This is a genomic window from Streptomyces sp. SP18BB07 (assembly GCF_036322545.1).
In the GTDB taxonomy this organism is placed as follows: Bacteria; Actinomycetota; Actinomycetes; order Streptomycetales; family Streptomycetaceae; genus Streptomyces; species Streptomyces deccanensis.
The window spans coordinates 227,059-245,874 of sequence record NZ_JAQYWT010000319.1; the positions used below are offsets into that span (position 1 = coordinate 227,059).

The 18,816-nt window shown below is 70.3% G+C and carries 16 protein-coding genes and 1 tRNA gene; 9 read left to right on the forward strand and 8 right to left on the reverse strand.

What is annotated here, in order from left to right; genetic code table 11:
* Positions 1-17: 17 nt before the first annotated feature.
* The 3 genes from PUR53_RS23140 to PUR53_RS23150 all read right to left on the reverse strand — a co-directional run bounded on the left by PUR53_RS23140 (position 18) and on the right by PUR53_RS23150 (position 3,092).
* The gene (locus PUR53_RS23140) at positions 18-695 is read right to left on the reverse strand and encodes a cupin domain-containing protein (protein WP_329899994.1); all 678 of its coding nucleotides are present in this window, start codon (positions 693-695) and stop codon (positions 18-20) included.
* Positions 692-1,318 carry a prephenate dehydratase domain-containing protein gene (locus PUR53_RS23145; RefSeq protein WP_329899995.1) on the reverse strand — a complete coding sequence of 209 codons (627 nt, stop codon included), beginning with the start codon at positions 1,316-1,318 and terminating at the stop codon, positions 692-694. Before PUR53_RS23145 ends, PUR53_RS23140 begins: the two co-directional genes overlap by 4 nt.
* A gap of 280 nt (positions 1,319-1,598) precedes the next feature.
* Complete coding sequence (locus tag PUR53_RS23150; RefSeq protein ID WP_329909532.1) at positions 1,599-3,092, reverse strand: M1 family metallopeptidase; 1,494 nt, start codon at positions 3,090-3,092, stop codon at positions 1,599-1,601.
* 7 nt (positions 3,093-3,099) lie between these two features.
* On the opposite strand from PUR53_RS23150, the gene PUR53_RS23155 reads away from it, so the two are divergent.
* Entirely contained in the window at positions 3,100-3,600 is a 501-nt protein-coding gene (locus tag PUR53_RS23155) for a hypothetical protein (protein ID WP_329899997.1), read from the forward strand.
* Positions 3,601-3,744: 144 nt separating this feature from the next.
* On the opposite strand, the gene PUR53_RS23160 is transcribed toward PUR53_RS23155, so the two are convergent.
* Positions 3,745-4,413: a pentapeptide repeat-containing protein gene (locus PUR53_RS23160; protein WP_329899998.1), complete on the reverse strand. Its 669-nt coding sequence runs from the start codon at positions 4,411-4,413 to the stop codon at positions 3,745-3,747.
* 171 nt (positions 4,414-4,584) lie between these two features.
* On the opposite strand from PUR53_RS23160, the gene PUR53_RS23165 reads away from it, so the two are divergent.
* The 3 genes from PUR53_RS23165 (at position 4,585) to PUR53_RS23175 (ending at position 8,354) form a co-directional block, all read left to right on the forward strand.
* Complete coding sequence (locus PUR53_RS23165) at positions 4,585-5,814, forward strand: FAD-dependent oxidoreductase (RefSeq protein ID WP_329899999.1); 1,230 nt, start codon at positions 4,585-4,587, stop codon at positions 5,812-5,814.
* 78 nt (positions 5,815-5,892) lie between these two features.
* Entirely contained in the window at positions 5,893-6,864 is a 972-nt protein-coding gene (locus tag PUR53_RS23170) for a zinc-binding dehydrogenase (protein WP_329909533.1), read from the forward strand.
* Between the two features lie 44 nt (positions 6,865-6,908).
* Complete coding sequence (locus PUR53_RS23175) at positions 6,909-8,354, forward strand: MFS transporter (protein WP_329909591.1); 1,446 nt, start codon at positions 6,909-6,911, stop codon at positions 8,352-8,354.
* A gap of 82 nt (positions 8,355-8,436) precedes the next feature.
* Here the strand turns inward: PUR53_RS23175 and PUR53_RS23180 are convergent, their stop codons facing one another.
* Positions 8,437-9,849: an NAD(P)/FAD-dependent oxidoreductase gene (locus PUR53_RS23180; RefSeq protein WP_329909534.1), complete on the reverse strand. Its 1,413-nt coding sequence runs from the start codon at positions 9,847-9,849 to the stop codon at positions 8,437-8,439.
* Between the two features lie 115 nt (positions 9,850-9,964).
* Between PUR53_RS23180 and PUR53_RS23185 the strand changes: the two genes are divergently transcribed.
* On the forward strand, positions 9,965-10,843 hold the full coding sequence (locus PUR53_RS23185) for an aminoglycoside phosphotransferase family protein (protein ID WP_329909535.1): 879 nt from the start codon (positions 9,965-9,967) through the stop codon (positions 10,841-10,843).
* A 21-nt stretch (positions 10,844-10,864) separates the two neighbouring features.
* Here the strand turns inward: PUR53_RS23185 and PUR53_RS23190 are convergent, their stop codons facing one another.
* Together PUR53_RS23190 and PUR53_RS23195 are read right to left on the reverse strand one after the other, a co-directional pair.
* Positions 10,865-11,428, reverse strand: coding sequence for an AMIN-like domain-containing (lipo)protein (locus PUR53_RS23190; RefSeq protein ID WP_329900003.1), 564 nt, complete (start codon positions 11,426-11,428; stop codon positions 10,865-10,867).
* 643 nt (positions 11,429-12,071) lie between these two features.
* Positions 12,072-12,145: transfer RNA gene (locus tag PUR53_RS23195), tRNA-Thr, on the reverse strand.
* Positions 12,146-12,327: 182 nt separating this feature from the next.
* Between PUR53_RS23195 and PUR53_RS23200 the strand changes: the two genes are divergently transcribed.
* The 4 genes from PUR53_RS23200 to PUR53_RS23215 all read left to right on the forward strand — a co-directional run bounded on the left by PUR53_RS23200 (position 12,328) and on the right by PUR53_RS23215 (position 16,786).
* Positions 12,328-13,737: an RNA-guided endonuclease InsQ/TnpB family protein gene (locus PUR53_RS23200; RefSeq protein ID WP_329909537.1), complete on the forward strand. Its 1,410-nt coding sequence runs from the start codon at positions 12,328-12,330 to the stop codon at positions 13,735-13,737.
* A gap of 373 nt (positions 13,738-14,110) precedes the next feature.
* Complete coding sequence (locus tag PUR53_RS23205; RefSeq protein WP_329900005.1) at positions 14,111-15,247, forward strand: ABC transporter ATP-binding protein; 1,137 nt, start codon at positions 14,111-14,113, stop codon at positions 15,245-15,247.
* A 240-nt stretch (positions 15,248-15,487) separates the two neighbouring features.
* Positions 15,488-15,952, forward strand: a complete 465-nt coding sequence (locus PUR53_RS23210) for a hypothetical protein (protein WP_329900006.1) — start codon at positions 15,488-15,490, stop codon at positions 15,950-15,952.
* 102 nt (positions 15,953-16,054) lie between these two features.
* Positions 16,055-16,786 carry a nucleotidyltransferase family protein gene (locus PUR53_RS23215; protein WP_239755510.1) on the forward strand — a complete coding sequence of 244 codons (732 nt, stop codon included), beginning with the start codon at positions 16,055-16,057 and terminating at the stop codon, positions 16,784-16,786.
* A gap of 170 nt (positions 16,787-16,956) precedes the next feature.
* Here the strand turns inward: PUR53_RS23215 and PUR53_RS23220 are convergent, their stop codons facing one another.
* The gene (locus PUR53_RS23220) at positions 16,957-18,750 is read right to left on the reverse strand and encodes a DoxX family protein (RefSeq protein ID WP_329900106.1); all 1,794 of its coding nucleotides are present in this window, start codon (positions 18,748-18,750) and stop codon (positions 16,957-16,959) included.
* Positions 18,751-18,816 lie beyond the last annotated feature (66 nt).

Below are 18,816 nucleotides of genomic sequence, written 5' to 3' on the forward strand. Positions count from 1 at the left end.
TCTCCTCTGCCGTCCGTCTACTTGGGGACCCGGTGGTACCGGGGCGGAATGAAGATGTTCAGGGAGCGCGCCACACTCTCGTGCGGATTCGCGGCACCATGCCCCTCCTGGCTCTCGCAGAAGTAGGTGGCACCGAAGACGAGTTCGTGGGTCGTCTCCTCCACCGTCATGTCGTAGCGGCCTTCCAGGCAGATCCCGATCTGTTCATGGGAGTGCTTGTGGTACGGCATCTCGCCGCCGCCCGGAATGTCGGCGATCATCAACTCGATCCAGTCCTCCAGAAAGAACGTGACGTCCATTCCGACGAACTTGCGTGACTCGATCGGACCGAGGAAGTACTCGCTCGGCGCGGTGTACTTCTCACCCGGTTTGTAGCGTTTGATGTCGAGCGCGACGGTCTCCTCCGACGTCGGGTTCACCGCGGAGTGCTCGACATGGGAAGGAGCGATGTACACGTCCTTCTCGGCCCGCATCAGCCGGGTCACCCCGCCGACCGTCATGGAGAGTTCACCCCGGACGACCATCCCGACCTGCGCCTCCCTGTGGGAGTGCGGTGCCACGACGGCACCGGGCGGGAGGTACGACACCAGGACCTCCGTGTCGCCGCGCCGGTAGGACTCCATCCGGATCCCGTTGTCGTGGAACACCACGGCGGAGTCGGGGAAATAGGGGCGCTCATACACGTGCGTGGTCATCGCGGTCCTTCCTTTTCGATTCTTTTCGAGAAGACGGTCCACGTCATGGGGATCGGTGAGAACCGGTAGACGAACTTGAGATTGTGCTGTCTCGCCGCCTGTTCATTGGTGATGGCGATGTTGTAGAGGCCGTCGGCCACCTGGCCGGCCGCCTGGCTCGTGGAGGTCGTCGTGACCAGCTTCACGGGCCGGTCGAAGTAGTACTCCAGCAGCGGAATGGGGGCCGGATGGGTCACCACGGTGTCGGTGAAGAGCAGTTCCTCGCGAAAGGCGAAGTCGGACCGCGCGGCCAATCCGTATTCCGGTGTACTCCCTCGGAATACGATCGACGGCTCCAGCAGCGGATTCATATAGAAGGCGTTGATACCGGCGTAGGCGTGCGGCACCAGCGCGAGATCTATATGCCCCTCGGTGAGCGCGTCCATACAGTGCTCGAAGGTCTCTTCAAGAACTATTCCGAAGCGTCCTCGGTCACCGAGTAATCGTGTCATCAGCCGGGCCACGTACTCACTGCTGGTCCCCTCGGGACCCAAGGTGCCGAGCTTCAAGGAACGTTGCGATCCGTCCCCCATGAGCGCGATCAGCGCACGTTTCTCGTCACCGGATATACGGAGCGTCTCCATACCTCACCTTCACCAAGAGACAGCACAGGAGAGCACACGCAAGCCTCATGGAAAATTGTTTCCATGAGATTCCGTGCACGCAACAACGAGTCAATCCATCGATTACGCCATCGATCACGCCATCGATTTTCGGCCTGCTCCCACACGCCGCGAGCGAAGTAATTCCGCCACGAATAGACGGTGCCGAAACGGGCGGGACCCCCCAGCTCTCACCGCGGTCCCGCCTGACCTCGGCGGAATCGGACCACGCGAAAGCCGGCGAACGGTCGCAACGGTGGGATCAAGCCAGCGGAGGCTTTCCGTCCCCGTACAGCCAGTCGTCCCAGACCGGCGTCAGATCCGCGCCCGGCGCCGCCTCCTCCGCGAACTCCTCCGCATACGCCGTGAAGTCGGCCGTGTCCGCGTTGCCGTGGCGGTGCGCGGCCGCCCAGCCCCGGATCAGCTCGAAGAAGGCGTCGTCGCCGACGGCCTCGCGGACCTTGTGCAGGACCATGGCGCCGCGTTCGTACACCGGGCTGTCGGAGATCCGGGCGGCGCTCGGCGGGCGCGCGGGCGGGAAGTCCCAGACTGCCTCGTTCGAGGCGGCGTCCGCGAAGTGGTCGCCCTCGTACAGCGCGTCGAAGACCTCCTGGGCGCTGTCGCCCCCGTGGTTCTCCTCCCACAGCCACTCGGCGTACGTCGCGAACCCCTCGTTGAGCCACATGTCCCGCCAGCTCTTCGGGGTGACGGAGTCGCCGTACCACTGGTGGGCCAGTTCATGGACCAGGAGGGAGAGGTCGGGGGCACCGGGGAAGACGGGCCGGTTCTGGGTCTCCAGCGCGTACGCCGAGTCCCCCGGCCTGTCGACGATCGCCCCGGTCGAGGAGAAGGGATACGGACCGAAGTACCTCTCCGCCCATGCGACGACCTCGGGAATCCGTCCGAGCACGGCACGGCCCTCCTCGGCCTGGGAGGGATCGACGGCGACGTACACGGGAAGCCGCCCCGAGCCCTCTCCTTCTCCCCCGCCGGCCGTCGAGCGCCGGATCTCGTAGGTGCCGATCGCCAGCGTGGCCACATAGCTCGCCATCGGTTCGGCGGTGCGCCAGGAGAAGGTCGTACGGCCGTCCTCCGTGGACTCGCGCCGCAACTCCCCGTTGGAGATGGCGTGCAGGCCCTCGGGGACGGTGACCGTGAGGTCGTAGGCGGCCTTGTCGGAGGGGTGGTGGTTGCCGGGGAACCAGGTCATCGAGCCCGCCGGTTCGCCGAGCGCGAGGGCGCCGTCGGCGGTGGGCAGCCAGCCCTCGCGGGAGCCGTCGGGATCGGTGAGCGTCTCCGGGGTGCCGGAGTAGCGCACGGTCGTACGGAACGTCTCCCCCTCGTCGGGTCCGGCGTCCGCGGGGGTGACGGTCAGCTCCTGCCCGGCCCGCTTCCACCGCGCCGTCACACCGTCGACGGCGACGGCCTCGACGTCCAGCCCCTTGAGGTCGAGGTTGAAGGAGGCGAGGTCCCGTGTGGCCCGCGCGGTGATGACGGCGGTGCCGCGCAGCGGGGCGTCCGCCTCGGGGTCGTAGTCGAGGGTGAGGGCGTAGTGGGTGGCGTCGTAGCCGCCGTTGCCGAGCCGGGGGAAGTAGGGGTCCCGGAGACCGGCGGAGCCCCGGGCCGCCCCGGCCTCGCCGCCGCCCCCGGTGCACGAGGTGAGGGTCAGGGCCAGCGCGACGGTGAGCAGGGCGGCGGCCAGGGCAACCGGTGCGGATCGGGACACGTCGGCGATCCTATGAGGACATGACACCATCGCCTACGTGCTCGACATCGGCTACGCCCTCTCCAACCGCTTCCCCGATCCGCCGCAGACGGACTACCGCCGCGCGGACGTGTACGCACTGCGGCACGACCTGTTCTGCGGTGACGTGTACCTCGCCGACACCAAGGCGGACCGGGAACTGTCCACAGCCTGGGGATGGGTGCCGGTGCTGGACTTCGCGTGGGCGCTGTGCGACATCGTGGAACAGCTCGACCAGGACCCGGCCGGGTCCCGAGCCTCCCGGCCCCAGTACGCGGAGCTCGATTTCACCGAGTCCACCGACCGCATGCTCTTCGAGCGCCGCTTCGGATGGGTGGACGTCGAGTCGGACTGGATGCCGGCCGAGGAACCACCGCTGACGTTCTCCCACGCCGAGCTCCGCCGCGAGGCCCGCGACTTCCTCCACGACGTCATCGCCGACCTCTGCGACCTCCACGACCCCCTAGCCGAAAACCCAGCGATCTGGACCCTCCAGTCCCGCTTCCCTCGGGTTCCGTAGGGGCCGCCGTGTTCGTCTGCGGGTGAGTGGGGGCTTCTCGCGCAGTTCCCACCGGACGGACGCCTGGGGGTCAAAGGGGCGCAGCCCCTTGAGGATGGGACGGGTAGGGGCGGCGGGGGCGAAAAAACCCACCCCACCCCCACCTCACCCCTCCACCCGAATCCCCATCTCCCCCGCCAACACCGGCGCCAGATCCATCAACTGCGCCGCACTGATCACCGCCCCCGACAACCGATCCACCCCCCGAGCGATCTCCACGGATGCGGCCTCCCGCAGATCCACATCCACCAACCTCACCCCACTCAGATCCGCCCCCTTCACCGCACACCCCACGAACGCGACCCTCTCCAGCCGCGCACCCCCGAAGTCCGGCTCGACCAGCACACAGTCCTCGAACACGACATCCCTCAGCCGCGCCTCACGCAGATTGAGGAAGTCGATCTTCCCCCCGCGCACGAGCACCCGCTCCAGCACGGCCCCGTGCAACTGCACCCCACCCAGCCGAGCCTCCACCAGCTCGACATCCCGCAACGTCGCCTCGGCGAGATCCGTCCCGACACCCCGCACCCCCGTGAGGACGGAGTCGAGCACCCGGGCCCGGTGCAGCCGTGTCTCGTCCAGCGCGCACCCCGTCAGCGCGCAGTCCATGAACCGGGCACCCCCACCGTCCTGCCCGGCGAAGTCCTCCTCCCGGAACTCCAGCCCGTCGTAGTCCCCGTCGGGCTCCAGCCCCCCGCCCGCGTACGCCTCCAGCACCGGCAACCGCACCTCAGGCCGCCGCGCCGCCTTCACCACCGATCTCGCCCTCACCATCCCCCCATCGTGCACCCCACCACTGACAACGCACCTGAACCGCACAAAGACCCCGCCCGAGCACCGCCCACAGCCCCATGTCACATCCCGGCACCCCCGATCCGTCGTACCCGCGAACAGCCGCGCAACCGCGCAACCGACCGCCGGACACCGACCCGAGGGAGCCCAGTCATGCACGCGACCCGACGACCCCCCACCCACCTCACCGTCATCGGCGGCGGCTTCGCCGGACTCACCGCGGCGATCACCGCAGCCGAGGCGGGCGCGAGGGTCACCGTCCACGAGGCGCACCACACACTCGGCGGCCGGGCCCGCACCGCGGAGGGGCCGTACCGCACGAACGAGGGACCGCACGCGCTCTACAACGGCGGCCCGCACTGGACCTGGCTGGCGCAACGGAACCTGATCGGACCGCTCGCGCCCCTCCCTCCCCTGGAGACCACCCGACTGCGCCTGCACCACAGGGGCGCCCTGCGGCGGACCCCGCCGTTCGCGATGCTCAAGCTCCTCCGCCCGCGCCACACGGGCCGCCCCGCGCCCGTCGACGTCGACTTCCTCACCTGGGCGACCGAGCAGGCCGGCGAGGAGGCCGCACGCGCCGCGGCCAACTACGCGGCGGTGGCGCTGTTCCACCACGACCCGGGCTCCCTGTCCGCCGCGTTCGTCCAGGAACGGCTACGCCGCGCCACGAAGTTGCCCCCGGAGGCGCACTACCCGCGCGGCGGCTGGGCGAGCGTCATCGACCGTATGGCGGCCCGCGCCTGGAACCTCGGCGTCCGTATGGAGACCCTCAGCCGAGTCGACAGCCTCGACGCCCTCACCGGCACCGGCCCCGGACCCCGTACGGGCCCCGGCCCGGTCATCGTCGCCACCTCCCTGGACGCCGCCCGCCGCCTGCTCAAGGACGACTCGCTGACCTGGCCGAGCGGCCGCACCGCCCTCCTCGACCTCGCCGTACGCACCCGCCGCGGCGACGCCTTCGCGGTCTCTGACCTGGACGCGCCCGGCTGGATCGAGCGGTTCACGGCCCAGGACCGCACGCTGGCCCCGGCGGGCGAGCAGTTGATCCAGGGTCAGTTCCCGATCGGCCCGCACGAGTCACGGGCGGATGGCATCGCCCGCGCCGAACACCTGCTCGACCTTGGCTTCCCCGGCTGGCGGGACCGCGTCACCTGGCGGCGCGAGGCGACCGCCAACGGCCGTACGGGCGCCGTCGATCCGGTCGGCACCAGCTGGCGCGACCGCCCGGCCGTGGACCGGGGCGACGGCGTGTACCTCGCGGGCGACCAGGTCGCGGCGCCGGGCGTGCTCTCGGAGGTGTCGTTCAACAGCGCCCTGGCGGCCGTCTCGCTGGCGCTCGGCAGGAGGTCGAAGAACACCCTTGACCTCAAGCATGCTTGAGGTCGGAGGCTGGGGTCCGCCAAGCGAAACCAGGCGCACACGCACCACGCGTGAACGACATCGATCCAGGGGGCCTCCATGCACGCCATCCGTCTGCACGCCTTCGGTCCGGCCGAGAACCTGACGTACGAGAAGGTCGCGGACCCCGAGCCCGGTCCGGGCCAGGTACGTATCGCCGTCGCCTCGGCGGGCGTACACCTGCTCGACGCGGCCCTCCGCGAGGGCGTTCCGGGGCCGGGACCGACTCCGGACCTGCCCACGATCCCCGGCCGCGAGGTCGCCGGGGTCGTCGAGGCGCTCGGGGAGGGCGTCCCGGAGACCTGGCTCGGCCGACGCGTCACGGCCCACCTCGGCTTCGTGCCCGGCGGCTACGCCGAACTGGCCGTCACCGAGGTCGAACGGTTGCACGAAATCCCGGAGAACCTCGACTTCGCGCAGGCGGTCGCGATGATCGGGACGGGCCGTACGGCGATGGGGATCCTCCTCTTCGCCGACCTCGGCCCGGACGACGTGGTCGTGATCCCGGCCGCGGCCGGCGGCATCGGCACGCTCCTCGTGCAGTACTCCAAGAACGCGGGCGCCACGGTGATCGGCCTCGCCGGCGGCCCCGCGAAGACGGCCCGGGTGGCGGCGAACGGCGCCGACCTCGCCGTCGACTACACCGACCCGGCCTGGCCGGAGCAGGTCGCGGCGTACCGGGGGAAGGCCACGATCGTCTTCGACGGGGTCGGCGGCACGGCGGCACGCGAGTCCGTCGCCCTGCTCGCCCCCGGCGGCAGGCACCTGGTCTTCGGCTGGTCGGCGGACGGCATCAAGGACGGCGGCCCCTTTGTCGTGGAGGGCCTCTCGGAGACGGTCCTCGGCGAGGAGATGCGCCGCCGGGCCGGCGGCCCCGACCCCATCCGCACCCTCGAACTCCGCGCCCTCGCCGAAGCCGCCGCGGGCCGCCTCACCCCGGCCGTCCACCGCTTCCCCCTCGCCGAGGCGTCCGCCGCCCACCGCGCCCTGGAAGACCGCGGCACGACCGGCAAGGTGGTGCTGGAGCCGTGACCACCCCCACCACCCGCCCCGGCCGCGACACACCACCGACCACCATTTCCGCGCCGGACACCCCCGGCGCTCCCGACCCCCGCCGCTGGTGGGCCCTCGTCGTCATCGCGCTCGCCCAGCTGATGGTGATCCTCGACGCGACGATCGTGAACATCGCGCTGCCCTCGGCGCAGCGGGACCTGGGGATGTCCGACGGCAGCCGGCAGTGGGTGATCACCTCGTACACCCTCGCCCTCGGCGGACTGCTGCTGCTCGGCGGCCGTGTCTCGGACCTGGTGGGGCGCAAGCGGGCCTTCGTCGTCGGACTGGTCGGCTTCGCCGCGGCCTCGGCGCTCGGCGGCGCGGCCGGCACCTCCGGGACGCTGTTCGCGGCCCGCGCCCTCCAGGGCGCCTTCGCCGCCGTCCTCGCCCCCTCCGCGCTCAGCCTCCTCACCACCACCTTCGCGGACCCGGCGGAACGCGGAAAGGCGTTCGGCATCTACGGGGCCATCGCGGGCGGCGGTTCGGCGATCGGCCTGATCTCCGGCGGGCTGCTCACCGAATACCTGGACTGGCGCTGGTGCCTGTACGTCAACGTGCCCATCGCCGTCGTCGCCCTCGTCGGCGCGACCGTCCTGCTCCGCGACCGCCCGGACCGCACCGGCGCCCGCCTCGACGTACCCGGTGCCCTCCTCGGCTCCGCCGGCCTCGTCGCCCTCGTCCACGGCTTCGGCGAGGCCGAACCGCGCGGCTGGACGGACACCCGCGTCCTGGCCCTCATCGCGGCGGGCGTCGCCCTGCTCACCGGCTTCGTCCTGCGACAGCGGACGGCCCGCCACCCCCTGCTCCCGCTGCACATCGTCCGCGACCGCGACCGGGCGGGCTGCTTCCTCGCGATCTCCCTGGCGACCGTAGGCATGTTCGGGATGTTCCTGTTCATGACCTACTACCTCCAGGTCGTCCTCGCCTACTCCCCCGTGCGCACGGGGCTGGCCTTCCTCCCCCTCACCGCCGCGATCATCACCGGCTCGACCCAGATCTCGGCCCGGCTGATGCAGCGGGTCCCGCCCCGGCGGCTGATGGTCCCGGGCACACTGCTGGCGGCGACCGGCATGCTGATCCTGACCCGGCTCACGGTCGACTCGTCGTACGTCACCGGGATCCTCCCGGCCCTGATCCTGATGGGCCTGGGCATGGGCATGACCTTCATGCCGGTCTTCTCCACCGCCACCGCCGGGGTCGCCCCGCAGGACGCGGGCGTCACCTCCGCGACGGTCAACACCGCCCAGCAGGTGGGCGGTTCGCTCGGCACGGCCCTGCTGAACACCATCGCCACCAGCACCGGCGCGGCCTATCTCACGACCCACGGCCACACCGCGGCCGCCGTCCGCGAAAGCGTCGTCCACGGCTACACCGTCGCACTCTGGTGGGCCGCCGGCATCCTCCTCCTCGCGTCAACCGTCGCCGCCACCATGATCACCGCAAAGGCCCCGAACCACACCGCCGCCTGAGCCCACGACCGATACGACCGATACGACCGACGACAGGTGGCCCCCGCCCATCCCGGCAGGGGCCACCACGGTGTCACCGTCGTCAGTGCCGCCCGGCGACCCGATCGGCGAGCCGCGCCAACCGCGACGACTCCCCCTTGTTCGAGGCCGCCTCGCGCCGGTCCGCGGTGCGGTACGTCGCGTACATCCCCTGCACACCCACCCAACGCAGCGGCTCCGGCTCCCACTTGCGCACCCGGTGGTTCACCCACGGCAGCGAGGTCAGCTCGGTCGCCCCGCCCTGCCCGGAGTCGCGCAGGACGAGGTCGCGCAGGGTGCGGGCGGCGAGGTTGGTCGTGGCCACCCCGGACCCGACGTAACCGCCCGCCCAGCCCAGCCCCGTGGCCCGGTCCAGCGTCACCGTCGCGCACCAGTCGCGCGGCACCCCCAACACCCCCGACCAGGCATGATCGACCCGCACCCCGGTCAGCGAGGGGAAGAACCGCACGAGGATCTCGTACAGCGCCTCGATCGTCGCCGGCTGCGTACGCCCGTCGTTGTCGGTCCGCGACCCGAAGCGGTACGGCACCCCGCGACCGCCGAGCGCGATCCGGTCGTCGGCGGTGCGCTGGGCGTACATATAGGCGTGCGCCATGTCACCGAGCGTCTCGCGGCCCTCCCAGCCGATCGTCGCCCACTGCCCGGCCGTCAGCGGCTCGGTGGCGATCATCGAGGAGTTCATCGGCAGCCAGGTCCGCCGCTGCCCCTTGAGGTTCGCCGTGAACCCCTCGGTGCAGCGCAGCACATAGGGCGCCCGGACAGTCCCGTACGGCGTGACCGCCCGCCCCGCCCCGATCTCGGTGACCGGCGTCAACTCGTGCACGGTCACCCCCAGCCCCTCCACGACCGCCGCCAGCCCGGTCACCAGCTTCACCGGGTTCAGCCGCGCCCCGTGCGGCGTCCACGTCGACCCCACGGCGTCCGCGACCCTGATCCGCTCGGCCGTCTCCCGGGCCCCGTACAGCTCACGGTCGACCTCCCCGTAGGCCGCCTCATGCTCATGAAAGGCCCTGAGCCGCCCCAACTGCGCCGGTGTGTAGGCCACTTCGAGCACGCCGCCCCGGTGGATGTCCGCCTCGACACCCTCCTCCCCCGCCACCCGCACGACCTCGTCGACGGTCTCGTTCATGGCCCGCTGCAACCGCACGGCGGCGTCCCGGCCGTGCAGGCGCGCGTAACGGTCCCGCCCCGCGATCCCGTTGTAGAGCCAGCCGCCGTTGCGCCCCGAGGCCCCATACCCGCAGAACTTCTGCTCCAGGACGGTGATCCGGAGCGAAGGGTCGGCCTTCTTCAGGTAGTAGGCGGTCCACAACCCCGTGTACCCACCGCCCACGATCACCACGTCCACCGACGCGTCCCCGGCCAACGGCTCCCTCGGAACGGGAAGACCGGCCTGCGCGTACCAGAAGGAGACCCCGCCGTTGACGGCACCCGCGATCGCGTCCGAGCTGCTCATGCCCGGACGCTAACCGTTCCCGGGCGCCCTGTCTCCTACGGATTCCGTGGCGAACGGCCCCCGAAGCCCGGAAATCCAAAGGACTCCGGGCGGGCGCGCGCGTAGGGTCGCCCGCATGATCGATGTTCCGGAGGAACTGGCCGAGACTCAGGAAAAGATCAACGGAGAAGCGGGCCGCAGATTCATCGCGGACCTCCCACGCCTGACCGCCGACTTCCTGGACCGCTGGGACCTGCGCCTCGACGGCCGCCCCATGCACGGCATGTGCGCCCTGGTCGTCCCGGTGGTGGGTACGGCCGACGACACCCCGGCGGTCCTCAAGCTCCAGATCCCCGACGCCGAGAGCGAGGGCGAACCGGTGGCCCTGCGCCACTGGAACGGCGACGGGGCGGTACGGCTCCTGGACCACGACCCCACCACGGGCACCATGCTCCTCGAACGCCTCGACCCGGCCCGCATGCTCAGTCACGAGCCGGACACCCACAAGGCCATCCTGGTCATCGCCCGTCTCCTGGCCCACCTCACCGCCACCCCGGCCCCACCGACCGTGCGCCGCCTGTCCGACATCGCGACGGACATGCTGGAGCGCACCCCTGCCGTGCTGGCCCGCATCCCCGACCCGTCCGACCGCCGCCTGCTGACGGACTGCGCGGCGGCACTCCGCGAGGTCGTCACCGACCCCGGCGACCGCCTCCTCCACTGGGACCTGCACTTCGACAACGTCCTGGGCGCCGACCGGTCCCCCTGGCTCGCCATCGACCCCAAACCCCTGGCCGGCGACCCCGCCTTCGACCTCTGGCCGGCCCTCAACAACCGCTTCGACCCGTCCGACATCCACTGGCGCTTCGACGCCATGACCGACGTCCTGGGCCTGAACCGCGAACGGGCGAGGGCCTGGACCCTCGCCCGCCTCCTCCAGAACGCCCTCTGGGAGATCGAGGAACACCGCACCCTGGACCCGGAAGACCTGGAACTCGGCCGCCGACTGCGCTGACCGAGCCCGACCGGGAAAAGATCACCAGGTGTGGGCGACGTCCACCACGACACGGTCCGGCAGCTGGATCACCCGGAACGGCAGCCGGGCGCGGACACCGAGGCCGACCTGGCTCTGCCCCTCGAAGGTGCCGCCGAACTTGGCGTCCCGGAAGGTGCTGTACCCGCCGAGGTTCACCCCGGGCAGGGCCTTACCGTACTCACCGGGATACGTCGGCTCCCCGGCCTCCAGGTCATAACTCCAGGCACCGATCCGGATGTCGAGGACCGCCCCACCGGCCACCGGTATGTACTCGCCCGAGGGGTCCGCCTGGAACCGGTCCACGTACTGCGCGTGATACCCGACCGAGCTGCCCCCACCAGGCACGTCGAACACCATGCGGTCATAGCACTCGTGCCGCCCGGCCCTGATGTCCACCAGGTGGTCGGCCCCCTGCGCGGCACCCCCCTTGGCCCCGCTCCCCCACCCGGTCGGACAGGCCGCCGCCACACGCGAGCGCTCCACCGCACCCGCGGCCCCCGCGGCCGCCCCCAAGCCGGCCCCCGCCAGCACAAGCACCGCCGCCACCACGCCGATTCGCCGCATCACGTCCCCCTACGTCTCTCCACCCCAACACCACTGATGCCGAAGGAGACACCCCACCGCACCGGAAGGTTGCACGACAGAAAGGGACAAACCAGAGAATCCCACCCTCCACTTGAAGAGTCAGTGCGGCCCGGCCGCCGACACGCACAACAGGCCGTCACCCAATACCGCGCAGTCCCGGAGTACACCACACCCCCAGCGCAGGACGGGCTCAACCTCGGGACCGCCAGCAACGAGGAAGTGCGCGCCTACTGCCTCCAGCGCTGGCGCGCGTTCCTGGCCAGAGCAGAGACCACGGAGGCCGCGATAAGCAGTGACCGTCAACTCGAGATCGCTGCCCAGTACGCGATCATCGCGCAAGCCTTCCGCCCGGCCCCTCAGCCGGAGTGATGTCAGCCGCGCGCGGAGGGCCTGCGCAGGCATCCGGGATGACGAACGCCGCTGACCGCCGGAGGAGACCGCCATCGTCATCCGCGACACGCTCGGCCGATGACCCGGTCACTGCCTCCGCTCTCATCGCGGGACCAGTCGCCGCGGCCTTCTCCAACCGGCGCGGCGTCACTCGAGAGATCACCATGCGGTCGTGTGCCGGAGAGCACGAAAAATCCCAGGTCAGAGCGCACCTGACCTGGGATCGAAGCAGAGCCCCCTGTCGGAATCGAACCGACGACCTCGAGATTACAAGTCACGCGCTCTGGCCAACTGAGCTAAGGGGGCATCGCACAGACAACGTCACGCGCGAAAGCGGCTCCACTCTACACAGAGGCCGTTTCCCGAAGCCATGATGTTTTGCCCGCACCTTGATCGTCCACAACCGTGCGTGTCCGACCGTTCACTCGTTCGTTGATCGACCTGACGTGCTGTTCCGAAGATCGGATCGTCGGGGAGAGAGGGGCGACATGAGGCAGCATGCTGAGACGACGAAGCTGAAAGCGGTGAAGGGCGCGGAAGCCGAACGCGTCAAGCGCGACGCCCTCGGTATCGCCGGCCGCCGCAAGCACCACACCCGCAAGGCGACACCGCTCAGGAGCCACACCAAAGAGGCCGACACACACCATCGCGTCTACCGGTTCCGCTTCTATCCGACCATCGAGCAAGCCGAGCAGTTGGGAAGGACCTTCGGCGCCTGCCGCTGGGTCTACAACGAAGGCCTGGCCTTGCGGTCAGAGGCCTGGGAGCAGCATCGAGTGAAGGTCGGGTTCGCAGAATCCTGCCGAGCACTGACCGGCTGGAAGCGGGGCGAGGACACTGCGTGGCTCAAGGAGGTGTCATCGACCGTGCTCCAACAGGCCCTGCGCCACGTCGACCAGGCCTTCACCCGGTTCCTGAACGGCCAGACCAGGTGTCCCGAGCGGAAGAAGAAGGGAAGGTCGCGGGAGTCTGCGATCTACGTACGCACGGGCTTCAAGTGGGTCGAGAACCCGGCTCTGCCCGGAACCGGTCTGATCACGCTTGCCAAACAGTCCGAGCCACTGCGCATCCGCTGGTCACGGGCACTGCCTGTCGGCGTGGTCCCGGTCCGCTTGTCGGTCACACGTGACAAAGCCGGACGGTACTTCGTAGCAGCGCTCGTCGAGGAGCGCATCACACCGCTGGCCGCCGCCTTCCTGCCGGACACCCAGGAGCCGAAGGCCGTGGGGCTGGATCTGGGGCTGGCGTCACTCGTCACTCTCGACGACGGAGCGAAACTGGATCACCCTCGGCTGTTGAAACGGTACGCGGAGAAGCTGGCACGGCTCCAGCGCGAACTGCACAACAAGGTGAGGGGATCGAACAACCGGAACAAGGTCCGACAGAGGATCGCCCGCCTCTACACACTCATCTCTGATGTGCGCAAAGACATGCTGGACCAGTTCACGACCCGCCTCGTGCGCGAGAACCAAGTGCTCGTCGTGGAGGACCTGTCCATCGTGACCCTGCTGCGTCCGGCCCACGGCAAGGGCCGACGGCGAAAAGCGAGGCTGAACGAGGCCATCCTCGACGCCGGGTGGGGTGAGCTGCTGCGGCAACTGCACTACAAGTGCGCGTGGTACGGCCGAACCCTGGTGATCGTCGATCGATTTTTCCCTTCGACTCGACTGTGCTCGGCGTGCCGTACGAAGGGGCCGAAGATGGACCTTTCAGTACGGGAGTGGACCTGCTCCCCTTGCGGGGCGGTCCACGGCCGAGACGTGAATGCCGCCGCGAATCTCCGGGTTGAAGGGATGCGCTTGTACGGGCGGGTGACCGCCGGCTTGCCACCGGGCACGGCGGCGCCGACTGTGATCCGGGCTTCGGGACTGAAAGGTCCTCTACCGACCGCGTGCTAGCGGCCGGCTGCGTTACGGACCGACGGGCCGTCGGCCGGAATGCCTGTGGAGCGCGCGTAGGACCGCCCGGACTCGCCCCGCCTGGGGTGATGCACGCGTGGCAGTGCGCGAAGAAGCAGGAAGCGTCGGAGCAAGGTCAAAAGTGCGGTGCTCTGCCTCCGCCGACAAGAATCACCACGACAGCCTCTCCCCCGTCGAAAATTTCCGCGAAGTTCACAGGCGTCCAGGTACTGACAGACCCGGTGAACGGGAGGTACCGTCCTGACCCAATCCACTCCCGTGGACTACACCACCGCGGCACGGCCGAGGTGGATCACCACCTTTACAACGGATCGTCCGGCACGTTCCTGCCGGTGAAGGGGGCCTACGACCCATGGCCACAGTTACGTTCGACAAGGCGACCCGGATCTACCCGGGTTCCACGAAGCCCGCCGTGGACGGTCTCGAGATCGAGATCGAGGACGGCGAGTTCCTCGTTCTGGTCGGCCCGTCCGGTTGCGGCAAGTCCACCTCGCTCCGCATGCTCGCGGGGCTCGAGGACGTCAACGGCGGCGCCATCCGCATCGGTGACCGCGACGTCACGCACCTGCCGCCGAAGGACCGGGACATCGCCATGGTGTTCCAGAACTACGCGCTCTACCCGCACATGACCGTCGCCGACAACATGGGCTTCGCCCTGAAGATCGCCGGCGTCAACAAGGCGGAGATCCGGCAGAAGGTCGAGGAGGCCGCGAAGATCCTCGACCTCACCGAGTACCTGGACCGCAAGCCGAAGGCCCTCTCCGGTGGTCAGCGCCAGCGTGTCGCCATGGGTCGCGCCATCGTGCGTGAGCCCCAGGTCTTCCTCATGGACGAGCCGCTGTCGAACCTCGACGCCAAGCTCCGCGTCTCCACCCGTACGCAGATCGCGTCCCTGCAGCGCCGCCTCGGCATCACCACCGTCTACGTCACCCACGACCAGGTCGAGGCCATGACGATGGGCGACCGCGTGGCGGTCCTCAAGGACGGTCTGCTCCAGCAGGTCGACACCCCGCGCAACATGTACGACCGCCCGGCCAACCTCTTCGTCGCCGGCTTCATCGGCTCCCCGGCCATGAACCTGGTCGAGGTCCCGATCACCGACGGCGGCGTGAAGTTCGGCAACAGCGTCGTCCCGGTCAACCGCGACGCCCTGAAGGCCGCCTCCGACAAGGGTGACACCACGGTCACCGTCGGTGTCCGTCCCGAGCACTTCGACATCATCGAGCACGACGGTTCCGTCGCCTCCTCCCTGTCGAAGGACACCGACGACGCCCCGGCCGGCCTCGCCGTCTCCGTCAACGTCGTCGAGGAGCTCGGCGCCGACGGTTACGTCTACGGCACCGCCGAGGTCGGCGGCGAGACCAAGGACCTCGTGGTCCGCGTCAACGGCCGCCAGGTCCCGGAGAAGGGCGCGACGCTGCACGTCGTCCCGCGTCCGGGCGAGACCCACGTGTTCTCGACCTCGACGGGTGAGCGCCTCACCGACTGATCCCTCGCGCGGTGGGCGCGACCGTTCGCGAAACCACCGGCCCGGGATAAATCACCCAGGTTGACGAAGAAGGCCCCGCAAACCTCTGCGGGGCCTTTTTCCTTGCCGCCAACTACCCCGGCAAATCGGCTCATTTCGACCAGTGTGCGTCAACCCGCCACCTTCACAACGGCGCTCGGGCATCCCCCATACCGGTGACCCAATGTCGCCCTATCGCTACCCCGCGCTACCCTCACTCGCGTGAAGCACACCCACACCTACACCCAACGGACGCGGCGCGGCCGCGGTCCCGCCCGCCGGATCGGCCGTTCCCTGGCCCTGGTCCTGCCCGTCGTCCTGGTCCTCTCCGGCACCCTCGCGGTCACCAAGGTCCAATGGACCACCACGGACCCCGACCAATCGGTCCTCGCCGCCTCGGACGTGGCCGAGCTGGACTCCACCGAGCGCACCAAGCCCCGCGCCCCGCACGAGGTGCTCCAGGACAAGCTCCTGCTGGAGCTCCAGGACGAGGACCCCGGAGTCGCCCTCACCCACCTCCAGGAAGCGGTGAACGAGCGCCCGTCGTTGGCCAAGCACTGCACCTCCATCGCCCGCGCCCTCGGCCGCGCCGCCGTCCGCGCCTACGGCCCCACCCGGGCCCAGGGCTTCGCCCGCCCCGTCTGCGACACCTCGTACGCGACCGGAGTGGCCGCCCAGTTCGCCTGACCACCCCGGCGACCCACCGGGGCACCCCACCCCGGTGACCCCCTCCCGCGCCGATCACAGGGCCGTGCTCCCGCGAACGGGGCGCCACGTACAGTTCGGGTCATGACCGATCCGAACGCCGCGTCGCGCCCCGTTCAAGCCGTGGTCCTCGCCGGTGGCCAGGGCTCCCGGCTGCGTCCGTACACCGACGACCGGCCCAAGCCCATGGTCGAGATCCCCGGTACGGGCACGCCGATCATCGGCCATCAGCTCGCCTGGCTCGCCGAGGAGGGCGTGACCGACGTCGTCGTCTCCTGCGGCCATCTCGCCGACGTCCTGCAGAAGTGGCTGGACTCCGCCGACCTCCCGGTCCGCGTCACCACGGTCGTCGAGACGGAGCCCCTGGGCCGAGGCGGAGGCCTCAAGTACGCCGCCGCCCACCTGCCGCACCCCGACCGGCCCTGGTACGCCACCAACGGCGACATCTGGACCCGTTTCTCGCTCCGCGACATGGCGGACTTCCACACCGAGCGCGACGCCGTCGCCACCCTCGCCCTGGCCCGTCCGCGCATCCCCTGGGGCGCCGTGAAGACGGACGGCTTCGGCCGCGTCACGGACTTCATCGAGGCCCCGCCCACCACATACGAGATCAACGCGGGCGTCTACGTGTTCTCCCCGGAGTTCACCGACCTCCTCCCGGCCCGCGGCGACCACGAACGCACCACGTTCCCCCGCCTCGCCCGAGAACGCCGCCTGGCGGGCTTCCCCCTCCCCCAGGGCGCCTACTGGCGCGCCATCGACACAGCGAAGGACCTGACAGAGGCAGCAAAGGAACTGGCGGCCCAGAACCGCTAGGGCGCCTTCCGAAGCCACGGCTCTCCCAGGGGCGCGGGGAACTGCGCGAGAAGCCCCACGCACCCGCAGCCGGCGACGAAACACGCTCCCCCGAGCTCTCAGGCGCCTCTCACACACCGATGGGCCCCGCGCAAAACCTCACGCGGGGCCCATCACCACATCCGTACGACCTACCCGAGCAACCCCCCGACCAGCCCGGGCTGCCCACCGGAAGAGCTCCCTCCGGTGGACCCCCCGGAGGACGTCGCCCCACCGGTCGCCCCACTGGAGGCACCCCCACTGGAACTCGGCCCCGCGGTGGTGCTCGGCGCCTGCTCCACCGGCGCCGACTGCGGCGGCGGCGGCGCCTGCCCGGTCGTCCCCTGCGTCTGGCTCGGCTGCCCCCCGGTGACCGCCCCGGTGGACCGCGTGGCCCCCGGCGTGGTGGCCGCCTCCGAAGGCGAAGCCGACGTCGCGCCCGCGGTCGGCGTGTCGGACGCGGACGGGCTGTTCTCGCGCCGCGCGCTCGGCTCACCCGGCAGCGGCGACCCCGGCAGCTCGTTGCGCGGCGCCTCCCCGGGACCGGGAACGACGATCCGGTCGGCGTCCCGCACGGCACCGCCGAGCAGGGACCCGACCAGCAGCGTCAGCCCGACGACGATCGCGGTGACGAGCGCGCCCCGGCGCAGTACGTACCGGCGCAGCTCCCAGATGTCGGCGCGCGGCCCGAGCGTGCGCCAGGCGCCGCCCGCGAGCCGTCCGTCGACGGAGTACACCGGCGCGCCCGCGATGATCAGCGGGGACCAGGCGGCGAGGTAGATGATGTCGGGCGTCTCGTAGACGGGGACGGTCTTCCAGCTGACGGTGACGAGCAGCGCGGCCGACAGCAGCGCCCCGACGCCGGCGGCGACCCGCTGCCACAGTCCGAAGACGGTCAGCACACCGACGATGACCTGGGCGAACGCGATGACGAGCCCTGAACCCACCGGGTGTTCGAGGGCGAACTGCCGCAGCGGCTCGGCGACTTCCCACGGGTGCAGCGTGTTCAGCCACTTCACCATGGAGCCGCGCTTGCCGCCGTCGAAGTAGTGCGGGTCGCAGAGCTTGCCCATGCCGGCGTAGATGGAGATGAAGCCGAGGAAGACCCTGAGCGGCAGCAGCACCACGCCGAGGTTCATGCGGCGGCCGGGGTAATAGGCGTGCCGGACGGGCTCGTTGCCGGTCCGGCGTCCGCCGCGCCCGTCCTCGCCGTCGACCCGGTCGTGGTCGTACCGGTCGTCGTCGTACCGGTCGTCGTCGCACCGGTCGTCGTACCGGTCCGTGAAGTCGTCGTCCCCGTAGGCGCCTTGACCGGGGCCGTGGCTCGCCGGGTCGTAGCGGGGTTCGTCGTAGGCGCTGTCGACCGTGCGCATGGTGGGGAGCAGCCGGGTGCCTTCGCCGGCGTGGTCGCCGTGCGTGCGCTGGCTGCCGACGATGGGCGTCTCCACCGTCTCGACGGTCAAGTCGGCGCCGTAGCGCCCGCTTTCGGAGCGGTAGCGCCCGCCGTCGGTGTCGTAGCCGCCGCCCGTGCCGTCGACGCGGGGGATGACCTGGGTCGAGCCCGTGTCGCCGAGCGGGTCGGGGAGGCCGACGCCCGCGCCGCGCACCGCCTGGAGGAGCCGGTGGGCCCCGGTGTCGTCGGGTGCGGACTTCCCGCTCCAGACGACCGGCGCGCGCCGGCGGCCGGCTGCGGGCGCGCCGGAGCGCCCCGCCGTGCCCACGACGGGGATGCGCGTGGTGTCCTCGGTGGCGCTCAGGTGCCGTGCGATGCGCGGGGACGCCCGCGTGGAGGCGCCCAACTGCACGCGAAAGCTCGCGTGGTTGACGATGACCTGCGCCGGATCGCTCGGCACCTTCACCATGCTCAGCGCGGGAGCGTCGTCGAATCCCGAGTCGAATCCCGACGAACGGTCCCCCGTGGGTGTGCGGGGTGTTCTGGTGTCCACACTCATCTAACCGAGTGACGTGTCGTTAGGACACTGCTTTGACCGCCCCGATCTGTCCGGACCCCG